General features: G+C 41.5%; 21 protein-coding genes and 2 tRNA genes. 16 read left to right on the forward strand and 7 right to left on the reverse strand.

Annotated elements, in window-relative coordinates; genetic code table 11:
- Positions 1 to 213 precede the first annotated feature (213 nt).
- Together OCU77_RS10275 and OCU77_RS10280 are read left to right on the forward strand one after the other, a co-directional pair.
- A complete protein-coding gene (locus tag OCU77_RS10275) occupies positions 214 to 1,818 on the forward strand; it encodes an ABC-F family ATPase (RefSeq protein ID WP_084711767.1) in 1,605 nt (534 codons plus the stop codon).
- Positions 1,819 to 2,190: 372 nt separating this feature from the next.
- A complete protein-coding gene (locus OCU77_RS10280) occupies positions 2,191 to 3,369 on the forward strand; it encodes a dicarboxylate/amino acid:cation symporter (protein ID WP_048898497.1) in 1,179 nt (392 codons plus the stop codon).
- A 97-nt stretch (positions 3,370 to 3,466) separates the two neighbouring features.
- Here the strand turns inward: OCU77_RS10280 and OCU77_RS10285 are convergent, their stop codons facing one another.
- Both OCU77_RS10285 and OCU77_RS10290 read right to left on the reverse strand, forming a co-directional pair.
- On the reverse strand, positions 3,467 to 3,622 hold the full coding sequence (locus tag OCU77_RS10285; protein WP_160314706.1) for a hypothetical protein: 156 nt from the start codon (positions 3,620 to 3,622) through the stop codon (positions 3,467 to 3,469).
- A gap of 95 nt (positions 3,623 to 3,717) precedes the next feature.
- Complete coding sequence (locus OCU77_RS10290) at positions 3,718 to 5,157, reverse strand: catalase (protein ID WP_048898496.1); 1,440 nt, start codon at positions 5,155 to 5,157, stop codon at positions 3,718 to 3,720.
- 632 nt (positions 5,158 to 5,789) lie between these two features.
- On the opposite strand from OCU77_RS10290, the gene OCU77_RS10295 reads away from it, so the two are divergent.
- From OCU77_RS10295 to OCU77_RS10305, 3 genes are all read left to right on the forward strand, one after another.
- Positions 5,790 to 7,082, forward strand: coding sequence for a DEAD/DEAH box helicase (locus OCU77_RS10295; RefSeq protein WP_048898603.1), 1,293 nt, complete (start codon positions 5,790 to 5,792; stop codon positions 7,080 to 7,082).
- A 219-nt stretch (positions 7,083 to 7,301) separates the two neighbouring features.
- Entirely contained in the window at positions 7,302 to 8,204 is a 903-nt protein-coding gene (locus OCU77_RS10300; protein WP_048898495.1) for a LysR family transcriptional regulator, read from the forward strand.
- A 117-nt stretch (positions 8,205 to 8,321) separates the two neighbouring features.
- Entirely contained in the window at positions 8,322 to 9,692 is a 1,371-nt protein-coding gene (locus OCU77_RS10305; RefSeq protein ID WP_048898494.1) for an MATE family efflux transporter, read from the forward strand.
- A gap of 164 nt (positions 9,693 to 9,856) precedes the next feature.
- Here the strand turns inward: OCU77_RS10305 and OCU77_RS10310 are convergent, their stop codons facing one another.
- A complete protein-coding gene (locus OCU77_RS10310) occupies positions 9,857 to 11,158 on the reverse strand; it encodes a serine hydrolase domain-containing protein (RefSeq protein WP_107302487.1) in 1,302 nt (433 codons plus the stop codon).
- Positions 11,159 to 11,262: 104 nt separating this feature from the next.
- Here OCU77_RS10310 and OCU77_RS10315 point away from each other — a divergent pair, with 104 nt between their 5' ends.
- The 4 genes from OCU77_RS10315 (at position 11,263) to OCU77_RS10330 (ending at position 13,899) form a co-directional block, all read left to right on the forward strand.
- Positions 11,263 to 12,150 carry a LysR family transcriptional regulator gene (locus OCU77_RS10315; protein WP_048898493.1) on the forward strand — a complete coding sequence of 296 codons (888 nt, stop codon included), beginning with the start codon at positions 11,263 to 11,265 and terminating at the stop codon, positions 12,148 to 12,150.
- Positions 12,151 to 12,305: 155 nt separating this feature from the next.
- Positions 12,306 to 12,842 carry a TetR/AcrR family transcriptional regulator gene (locus tag OCU77_RS10320; protein ID WP_048898492.1) on the forward strand — a complete coding sequence of 179 codons (537 nt, stop codon included), beginning with the start codon at positions 12,306 to 12,308 and terminating at the stop codon, positions 12,840 to 12,842.
- Between the two features lie 87 nt (positions 12,843 to 12,929).
- Complete coding sequence (locus OCU77_RS10325; RefSeq protein WP_048898491.1) at positions 12,930 to 13,433, forward strand: GNAT family N-acetyltransferase; 504 nt, start codon at positions 12,930 to 12,932, stop codon at positions 13,431 to 13,433.
- A gap of 208 nt (positions 13,434 to 13,641) precedes the next feature.
- Entirely contained in the window at positions 13,642 to 13,899 is a 258-nt protein-coding gene (locus tag OCU77_RS10330; protein ID WP_048898490.1) for a YjhX family toxin, read from the forward strand.
- A gap of 471 nt (positions 13,900 to 14,370) precedes the next feature.
- Here the strand turns inward: OCU77_RS10330 and OCU77_RS10335 are convergent.
- Positions 14,371 to 14,461 (reverse strand) — tRNA-Ser (locus OCU77_RS10335).
- A gap of 285 nt (positions 14,462 to 14,746) precedes the next feature.
- Between OCU77_RS10335 and OCU77_RS10340 the strand changes: the two genes are divergently transcribed.
- From OCU77_RS10340 to OCU77_RS10355, 4 genes are all read left to right on the forward strand, one after another.
- Positions 14,747 to 15,751, forward strand: coding sequence for a putative 2-aminoethylphosphonate ABC transporter substrate-binding protein (locus OCU77_RS10340; protein WP_048898489.1), 1,005 nt, complete (start codon positions 14,747 to 14,749; stop codon positions 15,749 to 15,751).
- Positions 15,752 to 15,768: 17 nt separating this feature from the next.
- Entirely contained in the window at positions 15,769 to 16,848 is a 1,080-nt protein-coding gene (locus OCU77_RS10345; RefSeq protein WP_107302488.1) for a TauD/TfdA family dioxygenase, read from the forward strand.
- Complete coding sequence (locus tag OCU77_RS10350; RefSeq protein ID WP_107302489.1) at positions 16,848 to 17,477, forward strand: HD domain-containing protein; 630 nt, start codon at positions 16,848 to 16,850, stop codon at positions 17,475 to 17,477. The genes OCU77_RS10345 and OCU77_RS10350 overlap by 1 nt, the downstream gene beginning before the upstream one ends.
- A 380-nt stretch (positions 17,478 to 17,857) precedes the next feature.
- Positions 17,858 to 18,577 carry an RluA family pseudouridine synthase gene (locus tag OCU77_RS10355; RefSeq protein ID WP_244915153.1) on the forward strand — a complete coding sequence of 240 codons (720 nt, stop codon included), beginning with the start codon at positions 17,858 to 17,860 and terminating at the stop codon, positions 18,575 to 18,577.
- Between the two features lie 7 nt (positions 18,578 to 18,584).
- On the opposite strand, the gene OCU77_RS10360 is transcribed toward OCU77_RS10355, so the two are convergent.
- Entirely contained in the window at positions 18,585 to 19,481 is an 897-nt protein-coding gene (locus OCU77_RS10360) for a LysR family transcriptional regulator (protein ID WP_048898488.1), read from the reverse strand.
- 146 nt (positions 19,482 to 19,627) lie between these two features.
- Between OCU77_RS10360 and OCU77_RS10365 the strand changes: the two genes are divergently transcribed.
- Both OCU77_RS10365 and OCU77_RS10370 read left to right on the forward strand, forming a co-directional pair.
- On the forward strand, positions 19,628 to 19,933 hold the full coding sequence (locus OCU77_RS10365) for a monooxygenase (protein WP_048898487.1): 306 nt from the start codon (positions 19,628 to 19,630) through the stop codon (positions 19,931 to 19,933).
- Positions 19,934 to 19,957: 24 nt separating this feature from the next.
- Positions 19,958 to 20,329: a hypothetical protein gene (locus tag OCU77_RS10370; RefSeq protein WP_048898486.1), complete on the forward strand. Its 372-nt coding sequence runs from the start codon at positions 19,958 to 19,960 to the stop codon at positions 20,327 to 20,329.
- Between the two features lie 107 nt (positions 20,330 to 20,436).
- Here the strand turns inward: OCU77_RS10370 and OCU77_RS10375 are convergent, their stop codons facing one another.
- A complete protein-coding gene (locus OCU77_RS10375) occupies positions 20,437 to 21,975 on the reverse strand; it encodes a sulfatase-like hydrolase/transferase (RefSeq protein WP_048898485.1) in 1,539 nt (512 codons plus the stop codon).
- Positions 21,976 to 22,147: 172 nt separating this feature from the next.
- On the opposite strand from OCU77_RS10375, the gene OCU77_RS10380 reads away from it, so the two are divergent.
- Positions 22,148 to 23,254: an acyltransferase family protein gene (locus tag OCU77_RS10380; RefSeq protein WP_048898484.1), complete on the forward strand. Its 1,107-nt coding sequence runs from the start codon at positions 22,148 to 22,150 to the stop codon at positions 23,252 to 23,254.
- Between the two features lie 335 nt (positions 23,255 to 23,589).
- Here OCU77_RS10380 and OCU77_RS10385 read toward each other — a convergent pair.
- Positions 23,590 to 23,680: transfer RNA gene (locus OCU77_RS10385), tRNA-Ser, on the reverse strand.
- Positions 23,681 to 23,866: the final 186 nt, after the last annotated feature.

Below are 23,866 nucleotides of genomic sequence, written 5' to 3' on the forward strand. Positions count from 1 at the left end.
CTGTCAAATCCCCTCATTTTTAGCTAATTACCTGTGCTATTTATAGGACGAGTAAAAACACCCAATCTAACGCCTTCTGTGACTTAGCTCTCACATCTATTATTTGCCCAATATATCTGTATAATTCGCCGCCTATTAATTCGTGCTTTCATTTCTGTTGATTTGGCATATCTGACTAAGCAATTAGCCCACCTTATACCTAGGAACACTCCTTTGATCTCAACCGCTAACATCACTATGCAATTTGGCGCCGAGCCTTTATTTGAAAACATTTCTGCTAAGTTTGGTAACGGCAACCGTTACGGCTTAATCGGAGCCAATGGATGTGGTAAATCAACCTTCATGAAGATTCTTAGTGGCGCACTGGCACCAAGTTCGGGCAACGTCTCTATTACTCCGGGATTAAAACTTGGTGTACTAAGCCAAGATCAGTTTGCTTTTGAGCAACACAATGTTATTGATGTTGTGATCATGGGCGACCGTAAGCTATGGGAAGTTAAAAAAGAACGTGACCGCATCTACTCGCTACCGGAAATGAGCGAAGAAGACGGTATGAAAGTCGCAGAACTTGAAAGCGAGTTCGCAGAAATGGACGGCTACACAGCAGAAAGCCGTGCTGGCGATATTTTGCTACAAGCTGGTATTGAAGAAGAATTCCATTTCGGTCTGATGCAACAAGTTGCGCCAGGCTGGAAATTGCGTGTGTTACTTGCACAAGCCCTATTTGCAAACCCAGATATTTTGCTACTGGATGAACCAACCAACAACTTGGACATTCATACGATTAACTGGCTTGCCGAAGAGTTAAACCAGCGTAAGTGTACGATGATCATCATTTCGCATGACCGTCACTTCCTAAATTCAGTTTGTACTCACATGGCAGATATTGACTACGGTGAACTACGTATCTATCCGGGTAACTACGACTACTTCCTTGAAGCATCAGGGCTTATTCGCGAACAGCTATTAGCAAGTAATGCTAAAAAAGCGGCTGAGATCAGTGAGCTGCAAGATTTTGTGAATCGATTTGGTGCAAACGCATCTAAAGCGAAGCAAGCAAGTTCTCGTGCGAAAAAAATGGATAAGATCAAGCTAGATGAAGTAAAAGCGACCAGCCGTATCAGCCCTTCGATTGATTTTGGCGAAGGTAAAAAACTACACCGCCAAGCACTCGAATTACAAGATTTAGGCCACGCTTTTGGTGACGAGCTACTCTTCGAAAAAGGTAACTTACTGCTAGAAGCCGGTTCGCGTTTAGCTGTTATTGGGGAAAATGGCGTCGGTAAAACAACCCTACTTCGCTGCCTAGTAAACGAATTAGAACAAAAAGAAGGCGTTGTTAAATGGTCTGAAAATGCATCTATTGGTTACTGCCCACAAGATAGTTCAGCAGATTTCGACAACGATTTAAGTATCTTCGACTGGATTTCACAATGGCGTACCACTAAACACGATGACTTGATGGTGCGTGGTATTTTAGGTCGCCTTCTATTCACGGCAGATGATGCAAACAAAAAAGCGAAGAACTGTTCTGGTGGTGAAAAGAACCGCTTACTGTTTGGTAAGTTAATGATGCAAGACGTCAATGTTCTGGTAATGGATGAACCAACAAACCACATGGATATGGAAGCCATCGAAGCGTTAAATAACGCACTGAAAAACTACGAAGGTACACTCATTTTTGTGAGTCACGACCGCGAGTTTGTTTCATCGCTTGCAACATCAATCATCGATGTGAAAGACCAAAAACTAGTAAACTTCCAAGGTACATATGATGAATACCTTGCGCATCAGAAAAAGATGTTAGCGACAGCATAACGCACACTGATACGGTCGAAAGCCGCTGCTTTTCAGCGGTTTTTTTATGCCTTAACACCCGATAAAAACACAGCGGAGCGGCCATCAATGCGTGCTGATATCGAGGTTAAAAATAGATCAAGCACCTACCCCCTCGCTAATATCAACCAAGCAGCATAAAAATTTGGCTCACTCAGTCTTGAACGAAAATAAAAAATCCCAATAAACTTTCAACAAATGACACAGCGGCATAAAAATGCTAAATAGTACCTACGGTTGTAAATAATAGCCTCAAACATCCATTTTCTAAAATTAAATGCTACTAAATGCACATTAATGGATGATTCACAACGACTGGCTAACCGTTAGCAAATACACATCTGGATACACATAATGAAATTAATATTAAAACTGATCGCCGGTATTGTTGCCGGTATCTTACTTGGCTTTTTTGCTCCCGATGAAATCGTGCGCATACTGCTGACCGTAAAAGCCATTGGTGGCCAACTTATCGGGTTTACTATCCCGTTAATCATTCTTTTTTATATCACCAGTGGAATTGCAAGTTTACCGAAAAACTCAGGTAACTTACTGGGTAAAACAGTGGCACTGTCATACGGCTCAACGATCATTGCTGGTAGCTTAGCGTTTATCGTTGCTAGCTCTGTTATCACAGGTATTCCTAGCCCAGAACAAACCACGGTTGATGCTGGCGCTAAACTAACCAGCTTTATTAGCCTAGAAATTCCGCCGATGTTTGGTGTGATGACAGCGTTAGCGACGGCTTTTTTATTTGGTTTAGGCATTAGTGTCACTAACAGTGTCCGCCTAAAAGAAATTGCCGATGATGGCCGTGGCATCATTGATCTCTTGCTATCTAAAGTCATCATTCCATTACTGCCATTCTATATTTCAGGCATTTTTGCTGAAATGGCAGCAGAAGGAACCGTATTCACAACCCTTAAAACATTTGGTGTTGTTTTAGCACTTGCTGTGTTCATGCACTGGGTATGGATCACTATTCAATACACAATCACAGGTTTAGCGCTAGGCCTTTCACCAATCAAGTTGATCAAAAATATGCTACCAGCATACTTCACTGCGATTGGTACTATGTCATCTGCTGCAACCATACCTGTAACCTTGCGTCAGACTAGAAATAACGGTGTTGATGAGTCTATTGCTAACTTCACCATTCCACTGTGTGCCACTATTCATCTGTCTGGCTCAACGATTACCCTAGTAACCTGTTCAACAGCAGTGATGGCACTTAGCCAACATATTGCCCTACCTTCGTTACTAGAAATGTTACCTTTTATCATGATGCTTGGTATTACCATGATCGCAGCACCAGGAGCACCAGGTGGCGGTGTGATGGCGGCATTAGGGTTAATGGCGTCTATGCTTGGGTTTGGTGAAGCCGAACTAGCATTGATGATTGCGCTATACATGGCGCAGGATAGCTTTGGAACAGCATGTAACATTACAGGCGATGGTGCGATTTCACTTTGGGTAAATAAATTTGCTCAAAAACAACCAGCATCAACGACGGACACACAGCCTGCTAAGTAATAAAATTACTGTGACATTCATAAAAAACCGCTGATTATTCAGCGGTTTTTTATCATAAACAGGAATATACACCCATGAAATCAGTCATTAAATAAGGCTAAATATTGTCAATGAGTGCCGCAATTAAAAGTCCTAAGAAAGCACAGGTTAATTGCCATGAACCCAATGTGGCATTGTCAAAAATATCTAGCTCATCATTTTCATAACAAAATGCCTTATCAATATCGTCACTTAATGCTTTATAATCAATCATGTTTCTATACTCCCCTATTTAGCACATCACTTCATTCTCAGCAGTGGTTGCGATTCCAATAAATTGGCATTCAATCTCTGCCTGTATTGCTTCTATCAACTATTGCTAAAGAGTACTTCTTGCAGACCAAGCCCATAATTTTCATCCGCTTTAGTTGCATTGCTAATATGACGTTCTTTGATGAAATCAGGGACACCATTCATTGCGCGGGCTGTATTTTCAAATAAAACCTGCTGTTGATCTTTCGTCATTAAACGGAATAAGTCACCAGCCTGCGTATAGTAGTCATCATCATCTTCTCGGAAATCATAGTGACCCGCCGACCCATATAACTCTAACATTGGTTCTTCCGCTTCTGGTTGCTCCGCCCATTCGCCAAACGAATTCGGTTCGTATCCAATAGTGCTACCATGATTCGCATCAACACGCATCTGCCCATCGCGGTGTGATGCATGAACCGGACAACGGGGAGCATTTACTGGAATTTGATGATGATTTACGCCCAAGCGATAACGCTGCGCATCTGCATAAGCAAATAATCGTCCTTGCAACATTTTATCGGGTGAAAAACTAATGCCAGGTACAACAGCAGCAGGGTTAAACGCCACTTGTTCAACATCAGAAAAGAAATTGTCTGGGTTACGGTTTAGTTCCATAACACCCACTTCAATTAATGGGTATTGCGCTTTTGGCCACACCTTCGTCAAATCAAACGGGTTAAATGGGCTTTGAGTTGCCTGCTCTTCCGTCATCACTTGAATAGACATGGTCCATTTAGGGAAATCATTCCTTGCAATCGCATCAAACAAATCACGCTGGTTACTTTCAGTATCACGGCTCACAACCTCAGCAGCTTCGCTGTCAGTGAGATTTTTAATACCTTGCTGGGTTTCAAAATGGAACTTGACCCAAACACGCTCGTTATCAGCGTTGATCATGCTAAACGTATGGCTACCAAAGCCATGCATATGTCGATAAGAAGCAGGAATACCACGGTCACTCATCACCACCGTAACTTGGTGCAACGCTTCAGGGAGTAATGTCCAAAAATCCCAATTACTGGTTGGGTTATGCATATTTGTTTGAGGATCACGTTTAACAACGCGATTCAAATCAGGGAATTTTAGCGGATCTCTCAGAAAGAAAACGGGAGTGTTATTACCAACTAAATCCCAGTTACCTTCTTCCGTGTAAAACTTTAATGCAAAACCGCGAATATCACGTACCGCATCAGGAGCACCACGTTCGCCAGCAACACTGGTGAAACGGGCAAACATCTCGGTTTCTTTACCCACTTCCGCAAAAATCTTAGCCCGAGTGTATTGAGTAATATCATTTGTTACCGTGAACTTACCAAATGCACCAGAACCTTTTGCATGCATGCGTCGCTCGGGTATGACTTCACGGTTAAAGTGCGCTAGCTTTTCTTGATACCAAACATCTTGAAGCAACATAGGGCCACGGGGGCCTGCTGTCATAACGTTATTATTGTGAGCGACAGGACATCCAGCAGCAGTAGTCAACTTTTTCATCATTATTATTCCTTTTGTTTTTCTATTAACAAGCAAAGAAAATAACATTCGCTTATTATATAAAGGCTTTACTTATATTTTTTCTCATGAACGAAATAAAACAAAATCATTAAAATCAGTTTTATTTTTCACTATCATTGTTAATTAAATTATCTCGATTAATAACATAAACTTTAAAAAACAGGCTTATTTTTTAAGTTCAAAAATAAGCATCAAGAATACATTTAAATAAAAACAATATTTAAAAAATTTAACTATTAATGTTCGCAACCAATTAAATACAATAAGTATTACCGCTACTCGCTAACATCAAAATACTGAAATCGACGTTCAAAAAGCAGGAAATAACCTACCATCATTGGCTTCCCTAGCTTTCGAACAATGTTTTAAAAGTATTATATGCAATAAGTATTATTTGATAATTAGGCAAAAGCCTAAATCAGTCTTCGGTTTAACTGAATAGTCACTATGTGTGATAAGCACCGCCGTCTAAGCACACCAAAGCCACCTTAAACCAAGGAATAAGCTATCACTTTCACGCTAGAGCTATGCTAGAGCTATCAAAGCGCTACTTAATACGGCGCAAATACGTTAAAATGCCGCGCTATTATCTTAGCTCTGAGCCTTTTATCTTAATGACTACAGCCACAACGCCAGCCAACTTCACGGAACTTGGCCTTATTTCACCTCTTTTAAATCGATTAACTGAGCTGGAATATCAGCAGCCAACCCCTATCCAAGCGCAAGTAATTCCAAGTGTCTTAGTAGGGCGTGACTTAATTGCAGGCGCTAACACAGGCTCAGGTAAAACAGCCGCTTTTGCGTTACCTATCTTGCACAACCTCGCGACACAAAAACACAGTGAACGCACATCTGGCAGTAAAGGTAACTATGTCAGTGAACTTATTTTAGTACCAACTCGTGAGCTAGCGAAGCAGGTTGCTGACAGTATTAAATCTTACTCGACCCATTTTAACGGTGCGATTAAAACTGTTGCAGTGTTTGGTGGTGTATCCGCCAATACACAAATGCTTGCGCTACGTGGCGGCACTGACATTCTGGTCGCAACGCCAGGCCGTCTACTTGATTTGATTTCAAGCAATGCCATCAAGCTAAATAAGGTCAAAACCTTAGTGCTGGATGAAGCAGACCGTATGTTAAGCCTTGGCTTTACTGAAGAGCTTGCCGAGTTACTGGCATTATTACCGAAGAAAAAACAGACCTTACTCTTTTCTGCAACCTTCCCAGAACAGGTTCAAGCCTTAACCCAAGAGCTACTTACCGACCCTGTAGAAGTACAGCTACAAAGCACAGATGCTAGCACCCTAGTTCAACGCGTTTTTACCGTTAACAAAGGTGAAAAAACAGCCGTGCTATCGCACCTAATCAAACAGCACCAATGGCGACAAGCACTTATTTTCGTGAATGCTAAAAATAGCTGTGAGCACTTAGCAGACAAGCTTCATAAACGCGGCATTAATGCTGAAGTCTTCCACGGTGACAAAGGCCAAGGTGCACGTACTCGCGTACTGGATGCATTCAAAGCAGGCGAAATTGAAGTATTAATTGCGACAGACATCGCTGCACGTGGTTTGGATATCGAAAAACTACCTGTTGTGATCAACTTTGATTTACCACGTAGCCCATCAGACTACATGCACCGTATTGGCCGTAGTGGTCGTGCAGGTGAAGTGGGTCTAGCACTATCACTGATTGATTATGAAGATTACCACCACTTCAAAGTCATCGAGAAAAAGAACAAAATTCGACTTGAGCGTGAACAAGTTTCAGGCTTTGAAGTAGATGAAAACATCACAGCAGAACTTTTGGCTGCCATCAAACCAGTAGCTAAGCCAGAAGGCACGGGTAAGAAAAAGCGTAAAAACAAAGCATCATCAAAGATCGATGTTTGGTTAAATAACTTTTAACCTCACCGCTGACCAATAACGCTTTGAATCATTGAGTCCAGCATTTTTGCTGGGCTTTCTTATATGCGGATAATGCAAACAATTAATGGTGAAATTGAGCAAAAGCACAAGAATACATAATTCGCTATAACGCACAATGGTCGTACTTTAGTGTGGTATATTTCCCTCACTGAGAGACAAAGGGTACAGCCGTAGGCAAAAGCATGGATAGGAGCTGTTATGCAAAAACTACATAAACGCGTGGAGCGCTACGTTCTTTTTAGCGAAGTGGCCAAATTATTAAGCTTCGCCAAAGCAGCAGACAGTTTAGCGATTTCTCGCAGCTTTCTTTCAAGTCAGATCAAGCAGCTAGAGAAAGAGTTAGGAACCAGCTTGTTGATCCGCTCAACGCGACAAGTTCGCCTCACACCGGCTGGCTTCAAGGTCTTGGAAAAGATGCAAGAAATTAACAGCGCTATAATCAGCATGGAGCGTGAGTTAGATCAGAGTAAAAGCGAGATAAGCGGGTTACTTAGGATCACAGCCCCCGAAATGTTTAGCCAGTCTCATCTGACGGAGATCTGTCATCACTTCAAACAAAACCATCAGGATATCGAGTTTGAAATTGATGTGAGCCACAACCTACATGATCTTACTCAAAGCCATTTTGATCTGGCCATTCGCTCAACCGACACTCCACCTGAAAATATGGTAGCTAAGAAACTAACAAGCTATCAGCATATCTGCTGTGCTTCACCTGAATACTTAGAAAAGTTTACATATCCTGAGCAGCCACTCGATCTTATGGATCACCATTGTTTGTCCAGCCCTCAGATCAGAACCTGGCCCTTTTATGATGGTCAAACTCGGGTTGAAGTGGATATACAAGGCTCATTTTCCGCGAATAACCAGTTTTTATTATTACACGCTGCCATGCAGGGCCAAGGCATCATTAAGGCACCCGACTATTTGGTTCAGCCTGCGCTGAAAACAGGCACCTTAGTGCAAGTATTAGAAAACTATTTTATTTGTAAAAACGATATGTTCCTTATCTATCCGCAGGTGCTTCACCGCAGTGCCAGCTTGTCTGCCTTTATTGATTTCATTCAGCAGTGGTTTAGCGCCGATCCCATCAAGCGGTAACTAACCCTCCTCATTTAATTACAACATCTTCTCTTTTTGCTGAACACGCAAAGGGATCTGTGTGCTCGCTGTTCGGTGAACAAGAGCTTCTATACATTAAATAATGCAGTTAGGTTTATGGTTATTTATAAAAAAATATTTACTCTCGCGGTTCCCATTGCGTTACATAGCATGCTGTTTTCCTGTTTAGGGTTTATTGATACCTATATGCTGGCCCAATTAGGCGGCAACACAGTTGCAGCGGCAGGTATCGGGGCGAAAACCTTGTGGTTTGTACTCAATCTTATTATTGGTGTCGGTGGAGGCGCAGCAATTTTTTGTGCCCAGTATTGGGGTGCAAAAGACCTAACTGAACTTCACAAAACAATCCATATCGGGCTTTTCTATAGCGTATTAACGGCGGCTGTTTTAGTACCTGCGCTCTACTTATTTGCTCCCTTCATTGCTGGTTTAATGACAAACGATATAACAATTATTGAATTGGCCGCTGAATACTTAAAGATCACGGCCCTGACCGTATTGGTAAGTGCATTTTCTGTGATTTGGAGTGCTGGCATGCGGGCATTGCAAAAGCCTAAAGTGGTGTTATATCTGTTTGTGGTTGAGTTGGTGTTAAATGTCACTGTTAACTACCTACTGATCTTTGGTTTATGGGGGTTACCAGCACTTGGTTTAATAGGAGCGGCTTGGGGAACACTGGCTGCTCGCTTGCTCTCTACTCTATTATTTTTCCTCTATATCTATAACCAGCAGCCGTATCTGATGCTCTCAGCAAAAATATTCAAGCAATCATTTCGTTGGGCTAAACATGCAACGTTTTTAAAAATCAGTCTACCTATTATTGCTGGCGAGTTTATTTGGAGTGGCGGCGTATTTTTATACCATGCAATCTACGGCAACATTAGCACGACAGCACTAGCGGCTATCTCTATTTTATCGCCTATTGAAGTGATGGCTTCGGCATTAAGTTGGGGCTGTGCCGCAGCAGTAGGTATTTTAATTGGTGAAAAAATAGGGTCAGATCAGCAAAAAGAACTGAACCATTACGTCACCGCTGGATTTATTTCAGCCATTTCTGTCGGGTTAATTTTAGTGGGATTACTTTGGGTTAGTCGACATTATGTGTTGGGCCTATTCAACGCAATTGAAGACGATGTACAAGACATGCTGTACACCTTGTTCCCTTTTATCTTAGCCAGTATTTTTTTACGCTCTATTACAATGACAGCCATGTCTGGTATTTTAAAAAGCGGGGGCGATACGCAATTTACCATGAAGCTCGATTTCTGTGCACAATGGTTAGGAGCCGTTCCCCTTTCACTACTCTTTGCTTTTTGGTTTCGCTGGCCTGTCGAGATTGTTATTTGCGCTGTATTACTGGAAGAGGGTTTGAAACTGATTCCTATCCTATACCGGATTAAAAGTGGCGCCTGGGTAAAAGAACTGACTAAACGCCCAAGCAGAGAAAGTGACAACTTGGCTATATAGATACAATAAACCTCGTAATAACGAACTTATATGCCAGTCGCTAAGCGGTTATTGGCCCAAACATAAGAAAGGCACTTAGCAATCAGTGCCTTTGTTGAATGTTCGAATTTAGCCTCGGCATTTGATACGCGTCTGATTCTCCTAATTTTATAATCGATACCAAGTTATAGCGATTCAGCTAACGATTCGAATGCTTGAACTCTTGCCTTTGAGGTTTCACGAGCGGCATTGGATGCGCTGTCAGCCGAAGAGAAACTAGCGATGACGACATTCTTTTCTTGGTTAATATAGAGGAACTGACCAAATACCCCTCGAAAGGTCGCAATATTTTTCTCAGAGTCATGCACCCAAAGGAAGTTTTTATAGCCCTCTAAGTGTGGATCAAACACGGCGCCATCAGCGTCTTTATACACGCTATTCATCATGTGAGCATTTTCTTCTTTGGTGATAGTAAAGCTGTCTTTCACCCACTGTTCAGAGAAAACCTGCTCACCGTTATATGCACCATTATTGACCATTGCTAGGCCAACACGTGCGAAGTCTCGTAATGTCGTATTGAAGCCCCCTGTCGCGACAGGGTTGTAGTTCATGTCAGTTATGAAGAAGGCATCATGCTCCACCCCAAGTTTGCTCCAGATATTATCAGCAATGAATTTGTTCAGTGGCTGACCAGATACACGCGCGACGATCCAGCCAATCACATCAACGTTCGGGCTATGGTATTCAAACTTATGATTAACCTTCAGTTCTTTATTCTTTTCAAACATAGCCGCAAAAGCCAGTAGATCACGTGGTGTGTCTGCTTTCATCGGATCTAATGCCATCAAGTCATACGCTGGAATAAAGCCTAAGCGGCGAAAGTACTCGAAATGCACATCACCGGGTGCCATGTTCACATAGTCTTCACTGTAGTTAATCGCGGAAGTCATATTCAAAAGCGTACGCACGGTTTGCTTGCCAAAGTGCGTACCTTTTAATTCGGCAATATAGGCGCTCACTTTTTCATTTACATCGACTTTACCCTGCTCAACCAATAAGCCTAACGCCTGACCAACGAGTGATTTTGTGCTTGAAGCCCACAGGTGATGATCTTTCGCAGTAAAATCACCAAAATATTCTTCATGCAGGACTTTGCCATCTTTCAGAATAATATAGCCATCAGTATGGTCGTTAATCATCGCCTCACGAAATAACAACACGTCATCACCATAGACAAACTTGTGCTGAACAATCTCTGGGTCAAGCGCCTGAGGAATATCCTTGATTGCCCCATCACGAGCGACCATCACGCTTGGGTGGATCCCCATATTTTGGAATGCCCACTGATTGAAAGGAGCATGGGTATAGTTACTCAATGTTACTTGCTCGTTCGGCTGTGCTGGCACTGTCGACATTGGTTTAACGTCGGCAAACACTGAGGTAGAAACTAGACCTGTCACCATGAGTGAAATAATCGACTTATTCATCTGAAATCCCCGTTAACAATCTTGTGTGTACGGGGCTAGATTAACTTGTTAGATTCAAACATATAAATTCAAAATGTACGCTCAAACAGTACGAAGGTGATGAAATGATTTCGATAGAGCAAGTAGCCTGCTTCACCAGTGTTTACGAACTACAAAGCTATAGCGCCGCCAGTAATAAACTGGGTAAAGCGCGCTCAACGGTACGAGAACGCATTAACGCACTGGAAGATATGATGGGCGTGACGCTTTTTTCTATCGAAGGGAAGAAGGCAATACCCAGTGATACGGCACATCGGCTATACCCACGTGCAAGGTTATTGGCAAGACAGTCTTTGGAGTTCGAGAATATTGCGTTGTCTGCCTACAAAGGTGAATTAAGCAACATTACCGTTTACCATGACAGCTCAATCCCCTCACAATTGCTGTTGAGTATCGAGTCAGAGATTAAATCGCTTCAACCAAGCATGATCATTAACTGGTTGCAACGAGATAGAAACCACTGTTTACAGCAAGTAGAAGACGGCGATGCACTGTTTGCTATCATGCCGGGCATGGGTAACCTCCACCCTAGCGCGGGCATTGGCAGTATCAACCTGGGCTCTTTTCATCTGAGCATCTTTACTGCTACCAACTCAACAATTCCGAACAAACCAGTATCTATCGCTGAGTTAGCCACTTTTCGCCAGCTTATAACAGAAAATGACCTCGCCAATGAGTTAAGACACACTAAGCTCAGCAGCGAATTTGAGATTGTCAGCTCGCAACACTTACTCATCGATAAACTAAAACTGGGCGGATGGACAGTGTGCTCACCCGATAAGATGAGCCAACACATCGCAAGTGGTGATATTCGAGAAGTAGAACTACAAGAAGCCCCAAGAATGGTGCGCCAAGACTGTATTTTGTTCTACAACATGTCATCTATTTCTTCTCAACAAGAGTCTGAAATCATCGCCGTGGCGACTAAGGTTGCAAAGAAACTTAATCTGTAGCTATGAGCCGTGGCACCGTGTTTTTGGACAAAACTATTTGAGCAACTCTTAGATTTGAGGTTTGAAATAGAAATGTACATGTTCATTTGACAGTAACCAAAACAAAGAATATATTACATACCAACTGGTCGGTTTTTTATTTTTTGGGAAGACAAATGAGTAGAAAGCAAAGAGTCATTGAAGCAGCAACTGAGTTGTTTGCGAGCCAAGGGTTTGAGAAAACGCCTGTCTCACTTATCTGTGAAGTTGCGGAAGTTTCAAAGGGAACAGTCTTCCATCACTTTAAGAATAAAGATGAGATTTTAAGAGCGGTATTTCTTTATATCACTGAGTTTATAGAAGAAGCAGATAAGCAAGATCAACACATTGAAGATGATGTGTTGTCATCGCTGATTAAGTCGGTCTTTGACGGAATGACAATTCCTGAACACCGATTGATGTACCAGTTCAACTTTAATGTCATGGTTCACCCAGTAACACGGGCTATCGTTGCCGATCTTATTGAAGAGAGGTATCAGGGCCTGCAAGCCTCAACTGAAGAGGTTTTTCGCAGGTTAGGACACGATAATCCAACAATAATCACAAAGATGTTTATTGCTGAGATTGACGGCATAGCCATGAACTACTTGTTAAATGATGATTTTCCTATCGAAGCAATCCAGATAGAGTTCACAAAAAAATACTGCCAGTAACCTATTGAAATCACGTATTAATGCGTGATTTTTTTAACAATAACAAACATACCAACTGGTTGGTATTTAAATGAAAGGAATAAAACAATGAAAACACCTTATCAAATTCAATTTGAAGCCTTTAATGCAGATGATTTTTACACAGAAGCACATGCAAAATTGTACGCTCAATTTGCAGAAGATTTAATTGCAGAGGGTAACTATTCAATCGTATATCAGGGAGTTGCACACGCATGCTACACCCCAATCACAATTGATAAAGCGCCCAATCTAAAGTGCTTTGTATTAGCTCCGTTAGCAGTACGACCAGAACATCAAGGTAAAGGTTATGCGACAAAATTAATGGAACAAGCTGAGAGCGAATTAGACGCTGATGTCGTCTTTGTTCTCGGAGATCCAAAACATTATGCTCGCCGTTTTAACGCCAAACATAATGTTGAATTACCTGTCGGCACAGGTGAATCACCTGACTTTTGGTTTGCTCGTGAATTAACACAAGGGGTGCTTGAGGGCATTGGCAAATCTTCATCAACCATTAAAGGTGTATTCGCTAACCCAATTATGTGGAGCAACCCAGACGATCAAATCTAAGAGTGGAAGTAGAGGCTTCATCTCTCATATCAAATCGTTTTTAATCAGAAGTCTTCGCGGCTTCCATGAATCTAGAAAAAGTAAAAGGCAATTTTTGACTAAAACACTACTTAGCATTGTATAGACACCGTGTTTGATACTGCGATCGACAAACACACACTCCAACTCAACCATGAGGAAAACTTAGCAATATAAACGGAGAAATCCTTTGAATATTTCAAAGCAAGAACAAAGAGTGCTTCATACATTAGCAATGGGTGGCGAAATTCGTCGCTACCTAGATGACGCTGGAAAGTTAGCTGAAATCACCTGTTTTACGAGAGAAGGTTATGGTCTATCTGATTGTAAAATAGACACTTTTAAGAAGTTGAAAAGTAAAAAACTGATCAGCTCGAAAGGTGGAAAACCTTATCGTATTACCCACCTTGGCGCAACTTCGGTTCAGGCGCAGATGAATCAACGCTAACCACTTACAGAGCTAACAATGTTACTTTTTGGTTAGAAGTGCCATTCTCACAGTAATCATTGTTAGTTCAAGTCAAAATTATTGACTGTATTCTTTGTGAAAAAAAGCCTATTGAATATTTATATCTATCAAACTTTGGGGCAAAAGCGAGTTAGAAAGTGCCATCTACACTTACTCATTCCATCAACAAAGAGATAGGAATTTACTGCTCGCAAGCTCGCGCCCTTCGGGCTATTGCCTTTTCGCGCCTTCGGCACGGGCAATGTGCTTTCGCTTCGCTCAGGTGAACCCTGCTCTAGGGTTCGGCACCCTATCTCTAATCATAAAATTTAGACGAAAAAAAACCGCTGACGTTTCAGCGGTTTTTTCGAATATGGCGGAGCGCTTTGGGTATGGCGGATTTGGTACAAATCCTTTCCACTTCGCCCAAACGTAAAAAAGGCGCTAATAAATTAGCGCCTTTCTTGAATGTGGCGGAGAGATAGGGATTTGAACCCTAGATACGCTACAAACGTATGCCGGTTTTCAAGACCGGTGCTTTCAACCACTCAGCCATCTCTCCATGGCGCTTATAGTAGGTTTTCCCTCGGATGCTGTAAACCGTTAATTCTTAAATTAAAGCTCAAGCGAACAGCATTTATACAAGCCGTTGTTTCATCGATCAAACCTGGCAAGCTGGTGTACGTTATTCATACGAAACCGCGCTACTTTTCGGTATAACACCTGATAGTAAAAACGCACTCATCCTCCCCAAAGAAAACCATTAACCAATTCGTAACAAAAATCACACTTAGCCTTCATTAACCACTCTTATTATCACCAAGCTCACAATGACTAAGGATGGAAAATGAAACTTGCACATTGCCTCGGCGTAACCCTATTACTTGCTACGTCAGCCCACGTTTACGCAAAAGAAACAATCACTGTCTATACCGCTTTTGAAACCGACTTGTTGGCCGATTTTAAAAATACATTTCAAAAAAGCCATCCTGATATCGACATTAATTGGGTCCGAGATTCAACCGGTGTCATCACCGCGAAGTTGCTTGCAGAAGGGAAAAATACACAAGCCGATGTTATTTGGGGACTGGCTGGCTCTTCGCTTGCACTACTTAAAGAGCAAGGCGTCATCAAGCCTTTTACCCCTGTGGGTGTGCAATCATTAAAACCTACTATGCTCGATCCTCAAGCCAATCAAGCTTGGTATGGCCACGACGCTTTTTTCAACGTTGTCTGCTTTAACGAAATTATCGCCAAGCAGCTTAACTTGCCAAAGCCAACCACATGGGAAGATCTCACCAAACCAATTTACAAAGGCCACATTGTGATGCCAAACCCAAGTTCTTCAGGTACGGGCTATACCCAAGTCTCGGCATGGTTACAAACAATGGGGAGCGAACAAGGTTGGGATTACATGACGCGATTAGACAATAACATCGCCAAATATACCCATTCAGGCTCAAAGCCTTGTGTTGAATCTGCCCAAGGGGAAACGGTGATTGGTATCTCGTTCGCGCTTCGCGCCGCCAAGCTCAAATCACAAGGGGCTCCTATTGATTTGATACTGCCAGAAGGGATTGGCTGGGATACCGAAGCGGTCGCCTTGGTGAACACCGACTCTAAAGCCGCACAAGCCTTGGTGAACTGGTCTGTCTCAAAAGAAGCCAACGAGCTTTATAACACTGTCTACCCTGTCGTGGCCCATAAAGAGGTCAACGGCAATGTGAAAAACTACCCCGATGTTGAATCCGCCATTGCTGATATTGATTTTAATGCCATGGCTAATGACCGCGCTGCTGTTTTGAAAAAATGGTCTGCGCATTTTGAATCTCGCACTGAAAACAGAAGCTAATTAGAAGTAGTATTAACATGAATGTATTATCGATTTTTGACAACCACTTAACGGTTAACAACACGCCATTTCATTTCTTCTGGCTACGTGATAACTGCCCATGCGCAGAGTGTCTTCACCCATCAGGGCAACGACTACAAGAAGTCATTAACCTTAATCTCGACATTCAGATCCTTGATGCCCAATACGATAACGATCAGCTCTTTGTTGAATGGCAAGATGGCCATCAATCTGTCTACCCGCACGCACTTCTATTTCCTTCTGAAGCCATGAGCCACACGACAAATACTGATGAGGGTATGACGTTATGGGGAAGCCAATTAGATCAAGCCGCAGTCAGTGTTGATTATCGCGACCTTGATAAGCCAGAGTCAAAATATCAGTGGCTTAATCATGTTAATACGCATGGCATTGCGTTCCTTCATCATGTGCCTAATCACGATCAGCAACTACTAGAAGTGGTTGATAAATTCGGTTACGTTCGTGAAACCAATTACGGTAAATATTTCGAGGTCATCACCAAAGAGAACCCTGAGAATCTAGCTTTTACGCCTAAACCGCTGAGCTTGCATACAGATAACCCTTATCGTCACCCTGTGCCTAGCTTGCAGTTATTACATTGTTTGGTGGCGGCACCTGAAGGTGGGATCACCGCCCTAGCCGATGGGTTTTATGCCGCGCAAATAGTAAAAGAACAATATAAACATCACTTCGACATGTTGAACCGCACCATACTGAGCTACCGCTTTAAAAGTGCCGAAGTCGATCTGCAAAGCAGCGGCAGCATTATTGAAACAGATACTCAAGGTAAGGTTACGAAAGTACGCATTAACAACCGTTCGATTCAAACTATCCGCTTACCATTCAATGAACAGCGCGCTTTTTATGAGGCCTACCAATGCTTTATGGAAGTGCTACACAGTGAAGAATGCAAGTTCACCTGCAAGCTAGAGCCTGGCGAATTAATGATGTTTGATAACGAACGCGTTCTGCATGGCCGTGAGGTGGCCGCAATAGGCGAGCGTCACTTACAGGGTTGTTATGCCGACAAAGACTCCTTACTGAGTACCATGCGTACCATTCAAGGAGAGCGATAATGAAAGTTATCGATTTTATCCACCAGCAGTTCATCGAGAACGGTCATGTCGCCTACGGCGAACGTATCTCTATGGCAGAGCACATGATGCAATCCGCTTACTTTGCCGAAAAGAAAAACGGCACTCGCGAGTTGGTTGTCGCCGCTTTTTTACATGATTTTGGTCACTTAATTTTAGGGTTGCCTGAAGATATTACGAAAAACGGCATAGACGGTTTCCATGAAGATATTGGCGCTGATTTTCTTCGCCCTTATCTGCCAAGTAGTATCCTAGACCCCATTCAGCTTCATGTCGCGGCAAAGCGCTACCTATGTACGGTGAAGCCCGGTTATCTGGCTAAACTCAGCCAAGCCTCTAAAGACACACTACATGTTCAGGGGGGCTTAATGAGTGAGCAAGAAGTGAATCAATTCGAAGCTGAGCCCTATTTTAAAGACGCCATACAAGTGCGGCTGTTTGATGATCTAGGCAAAGAAGAGGCCTTAGTACACCCAAGTCTTGGTTATTATTTGGCATTAACGGAGCAATGCTTAACGCAAACCTTGCTCGTTTCCAATAGCAACGTGAATGTAGAAACGCCTTCGAATAACAGTTGTTGTGCTGACAGTGAAACTACGCTTAACACCTAAAAGTTCACAGTAGACAATGAGCAGCCAGTCGCGAATTCAAAACCATCACGATGGCTACAAACGGCTGCTCACTCTTTACATAAAAAAGATGAAAATATTATTCCCACATTCGAGCATGTTGGAGTAGAATCCGCGCCACATTCAAGACCTAGTTCATACCTGCATGCAAGAACACCTCTCGGCAGCCATTACATCTCTTATAACTAGGCTTTTTACGAACGTCGTTTGTTAAAAACACCTTTTATTACAAACACCGAGCACACCCAGTGTTCGACAAACTGTTTTAACTCATAACAACCCTTATTGATCTCCCCAAAAAGATCAAATAGCTCGATCAACATTGTGATTGAGGGACTTCCCCTTGATCGGAGAAAAACTGCGTGACCGATTTTATCTATAATCCGCCCATGACCCCATGGCTGGATGTTTTATACGTAGACAAAGATATTATTGCCATCAACAAACCATCAGGTTTACTTTCAAATCCAGGTCGAGATCCCGCTCACCAAGACAGCGTATGGTCACGCGTATTGGCTGAGCATCCACAATCTCAAATTATCCATCGCCTCGATATGGCAACGTCAGGCCTGATTGTGCTCGCACTTCGCAAGAAAGCTGAGTGCCATATGCGAAGCCAATTCCAACATAGGCAAACCAAAAAACTCTATTATGCAAGAGTGTGGGGAGAAGTTGAAAACAACAAAGGGGTGATTGATTTTCCGTTAACTTGCGACTGGGAAAATCGACCATTACAAAAGGTGTGCTTCAATACAGGTAAGCCATCACTGACTCACTACAAGGTGATCTCGCGAGATCAGGGAACGACATTACTGGCGCTATTTCCAACCACAGGTCGTTCGCACCAGCTCCGGGTTCATCTTCAAGCAATCGGCCACCCTATTTTAGGGGATCAGTTCTATGCCCATGAAGCAGCCATCACAAAGGCGCCACGGCTTCAATTGCATGCCGCTGAGCTAACGTTCAGACATCCTTATTCTGAGCGGCCCATGCACATTTTTGCGCCTTGCGATTTTTACCCAGATGCCCCTACGCAGTTACTGCTTGGCAAGCATTCAGCGCAAGTGAAGCAATGCGCATAAAAGATTGTTAGCGTCTTGAACTGGCCGAGCGTAGCAAAATATCATAAAAGTTTTTTGCTGCGGGGCCAGTTTTCGCGCCTTTGGGGAGCGTTAAATGCAAAGGGACTTGGTACTGATCGGCGTTTTCAACCTTCAGTACAACGACGCTGTCGTTCTGGCGACTTTGCACAAGATGCTCAGGAAGGCGGCAATACCCTACCCCTTGCTCCACCGCACGAAAAGCATGGTCAAAATTATCGACAGTGATTCGCTGACGTGATTTCAACCAGCCTACGTCTTGCTTGCCGGATTGGTGAAGCGTGCGTCCTAAATCCCGAATAACAATCTGTGTGGTGGTAGACATATCCGCTAAACATAAGGTGTCTTTCAACGCTAACGGATGATGCGCTGCCACGACAGGCACCATAGACGTCACGCCAAATGCTTCGGCTGGATAATTGGTGATAGGCAAATTGACGATGGCCATATCAGCTAGCTCATTAACCACCATATCCGTCGTTTTTGATAGAGATGTCTCGACAACTTGAATCGAGGTTGTGCTGTTCTGCGCCACAAACTCTGCCATCGGGCTGTATAGCCATGACAGATCACACAGGTGATCAACCGCTATGGTGATTTCTGATTCAAATCCTTTTGCAAGTTGCTCACTTATTTCTTCCAGTTCGCGTGCTTGCTCTAGCATGGCTGTAGCACGACGCAGTAACGATTTACCGTCTTCTGTCAGTACAGCTCGACGCCCTTGTACTTCTACCAAGGACACCGCTAATTGTGATTCCAGCTTTTTAACTGCATATATCAGCGTGGTATGACTCTTATTCAGTGCCGTTGCGGCTGCTTGAATGCTGCCTGCCCGCTCAATTTCATACAGGGTTAGCCACTGTTCTAACGTGCTCTTTAATCTCATTGGTCTAATTTTTCCACAGTTAACCGCAACATTATGAACTTTTCTGTTCGTTTTTTATAGATAAGAATAGACCCATAGCAAAGAGCTGGCAGCCGATATGGTCACTAACTTTATCGACTATTTTTTATTTATAAGGAAACATACCCATGGCTAAATTACTTCAAGTTGATTTCGATTTTAATGGCCCATTTGGCGAAGAAATGGCAACAGCACTGGTTGGTTTAGCGGAGTCTATCAACCAAGAACCCGGCATGATTTGGAAAATTTGGACCGAAAGCGCGCAAGATAAGCTAGGTGGTGGCATCTACTTTTTTGAAGATGAAGCAACAGCCCAAGCCTATTTAGAAATGCATTCCGCACGCTTACAAAAAATGGGCGTTAATGATGTTCGTGGCGTTATTTTTGACATAAACGAACCACTAACCAGCATCAACAAAGGGCCAATGGCTTAATCGCCATAGCAATAAGGTAGCAAAATGACCAACAAAACATTTTTAACACTACATGGCAGCATTTATTTTGTTTTTGCATTGGCACTGTTTTTTGTACCAAGCATGATGTGGCCTATGTATGGCGTCGAAATCAACGACCAATATGCGTATTTCTTGTCGCAACATACCAGTATTTTCTTGGGGGGTATTGCGGCTGTTAGCTTAATGTTGAAAGACATCGAGGCAGGTATTACGGCTAAGAAACTATTAACCGCTTTACTCATCTCGAACATGTTAGGGGTGATCATTACTGTGTATGCAGGTGTAACAGGCATTTTTGTTGGTTTTGGTTGGAGTGATCCGGCTTTCTTCACTTTCCTGTCTGTTCTGACTTACCTACAACTTAAAAAACAATAAGTACCACGTTACAAATACTTAGTGCTTATCCTTTTACGTGACAGTGGCCAGCCGATTTAAAGTGCTGGCCTCTTTAACTGCACTCTTATTTTTTAGATAAGCAATTGCTAATTAAGCTGTCTCTTGGTAATTCCATCATAAACATATGGCACCTGACAAGAGTCGCACTTTTCAATACTGAGAGATGGCATAGTGTTAGCACTCGTTACACCAATCCAACTTGCAAAGGTATGTGGAAAATCACGTAAGAAATAAAGCCTATCGTCATACTCAATATTACCTCTCTCTATACTTGAATCAACAAACACAAAGGGTACATGAACAGCATCTCGACTGAATTTATTTTTTGTTCCATGTGTTTTATATGGTGAGTCGTTAATATCTGTCAGTCCATGATCTGAGAGGTAAACAATTTTATATGGCGTATCGTAATGAGAAAGTATATTACTTATCGCATCTATGAAGTAGATTAAGCTACGAACCGAATCTTTGTAACATAATTTTTGATTTCGATTTATATAATTTGGATGGGCTTCATCATATTCAACTCGATTACAAAAATCGGGGTGTGAACCCATCATGTGTAAAAAAAACATATTATTGCCACTGTTTTTTGTTAGTGCAAATTTAAGGTCGTCAAGCAAAATGGAATCATAACCAGCAAAACTGAAATCGAAGCTATGATAAATCACATGATCTGCTTTTCTCGATAGCTGAGCGATTGGAGAATCATGAACGCCCGTTTGTGATTGATTTGAAAACCAGTGTGTCGTTAAGTTAGCCATACCTGCTAAATCAATAATGTTGAGGCTTTTATTCACGTTATCATTATTATTAACACTCAATATTCTTGGCACAGAAAATCGAGTTAAGTTTGAAGGAGAAATAACATTGGTATACGAAAGCCAATGTTGTGTTATTTCGGAGAATGCTGGTGAAACGACCTCATCTTTGAACATTTTTTGCTGAACCGACTCACCTATAATTACCACATAATTTACATTTTCATCACTAACTTTAACTGCAGACCATTTATTTACAATAGGAACCTTTTCACTTTCTATAAATTCAAATGTTTCTTTTATTGTATTTGCAAAGCTTAAAATGTTACTTGAATACGCAAACAAGGGTTCTTTCTCACCGCCGTCATCGCGCTCTTTTTTACTATGGTAAAAAGATAAAACTAACAAAGATGAAATTAACAATGGGATATAAAAAAAGTAAACGCAATTTGATTTAATGCTGGAGATAGAAAGCATCAAAATAAACAACAAAATAAAAAATAAAACTTCAACACCTAGATTGACAGAGAAAACATACTCATAGCTTTCCTTTACTGTAGAATCAATAACGGAAGCAACAATACCGTGACTTAAACCTCCATACTTCAACTCAAAACTTAGCACCAAGGTTAATATCAGGGCAAATAGTATGCTGATTCCCGCTCGAATCCATCTATTTCTAAAAAAGGATAAAAGAATAAACATCAAGCTCAGCTCAATAGATGAGCGTATAAAGACACCTAAGACACTTGAAAAATTAACAGAGTCTCGACCAAATAAAAAGCTTTGATTTGCATAAAGAAAAAAAGCAGATGTGAATAGCACAATGAATAGAGACAATAACAGGTATTTAATATTATTCATTGAAGCACTCCTTGCCTATAGCAATTTACTCACAATAGCATCTACCATCAAATTTAACTTAGACAACGAAACCAAACAAGTCAATTGATTTACAATATATTTGAACTATTCTTAATAGTTAGCAAAATAACTAAATTTAAACTTTGTGCCACTAAGCATGACAAGGAAGCCTATGAAGTGGAACGGAATAAATAAGGATAGTGTTAATCTCTATAAAGGATTAGGCATTCTATTAATTGTCACGCATAACTTTATGCATCGCTTTCCCTCCCCTAAAGAAAATGAGATGTACTTTAATGAAAACACCATTTACGCGCTATTCGATATTTTTTTAAATGAACCATCAGGTATACTTAGAGCAATGTTTTCATACTTTGGACATTTCGGTGTTCAGTTCTTTGTTTTCTTTAGTGCTTACGGCTTGGCATTAAAGTACGAAAATAAACAATGTGAAACACTACCATTTTTGAAAAACAGATTGATAAAAATATACCCTATGTTTTTAATTAGCATTCTGTTTTACATTTCATATATAGGAATATTAAAACCACTTCTATTAGGCAAGGGAATGGATGGTGTAATACTTTTTATCGCTTCATCATATGATGCAATACTACTTAAACTGACATTGTTATATAACTTATATCCTGGTCAAGGATTTTCTCTTGTTGGTCCATGGTGGTTTTTATCCATGATATTTCAATTTTACTTAATATTCCCTTTTGTTATTAACATGAGAAATAAGTATGGGAATATCATTTTGACCCTACCATTAATACTCTCGATTATAATAATGTATTTATTTTCTGGCGAAATATTTGGTATTAGCTTATTTTTTACAGTAATAGGACATTTCCCTCTTCTTGCTCTAGGTATACTCATGAGTTCTAAACAAAAGGTAAATATACCAAAGTCCTTTGGGTATATTGCCTTAGCTATATTTTCTTTAGGTAATTTCCATTTTAATTTTTTCCTTATTAGCCATTTCATGGCTTTTTTAATCTTGATTTTATTTACTTATGATAAAATAACCACAATGAAACCTACATCAACCACCTACAAGGTATTCGCATATTTTGGTAAGATTTCAATGCCTTTGTTTCTAGTTAATGGTTTCTTACGTTTTCCTTTTGAGAATTATGCCCATGGATATAATAATGAACTAATTACATGGTTGTTGTTTTTACCTTTTTTATTAATATGCATGCTTTCATCAGAACTATTATTAACTATCAACAGAGTATTTACACAGAAGGTGTTCATCATAAAAGAGGCCTAACGTGCTACTAAGGCGCCAGTAAGAAGAGGTTTAGCTGTTTTCCTAATATGGTGGGGAAATTTAGGTATGGCGGATTTGGTACAAATCCTTTCCACTTAGCTCAAACGTAAAAAAGGCGCTAATAAATTAGCGCCTTTCTTGAAAGTGGCGGAGAGATAGGGATTTACTGCTCGCAAGCTCGCGCCCTTCGGGCTATTGCCTTTTCGCGCCTTCGGCACGGGCAATGTGCTTTCGCTTCGCTCAGGTGAACCCTGTTCTAGGGTTCGGCACCCTATCTTTAATCACAAAATTTAGGCGAAAAAAAACCGCTGAAGTTTCAGCGGTTTTTTCGAATGTGGCGGAGAGATAGGGATTTGAACCCTAGATACGCTATAAACGTATGCCGGTTTTCAAGACCGGTGCTTTCAACCACTCAGCCATCTCTCCGTAAGTGCGGCGAATAATATAGAGTCATGAAAAACATGTAAAGCTCTAATTCTAATAAAAAATGCCAACCGCTCAGAATCTAGTCAAACAAGAGGTTAGTTCAACATATAATTTCAATGTATTGCTTTTAGGTATATTAAAACGCTCCACCAATCCGCCTCATCCGTTTTTTCATCTCTATTGTTA

It is taken from the genome of Photobacterium swingsii, from assembly GCF_024346715.1.
Taxonomy (GTDB): Bacteria; Pseudomonadota; Gammaproteobacteria; order Enterobacterales; family Vibrionaceae; genus Photobacterium; species Photobacterium swingsii.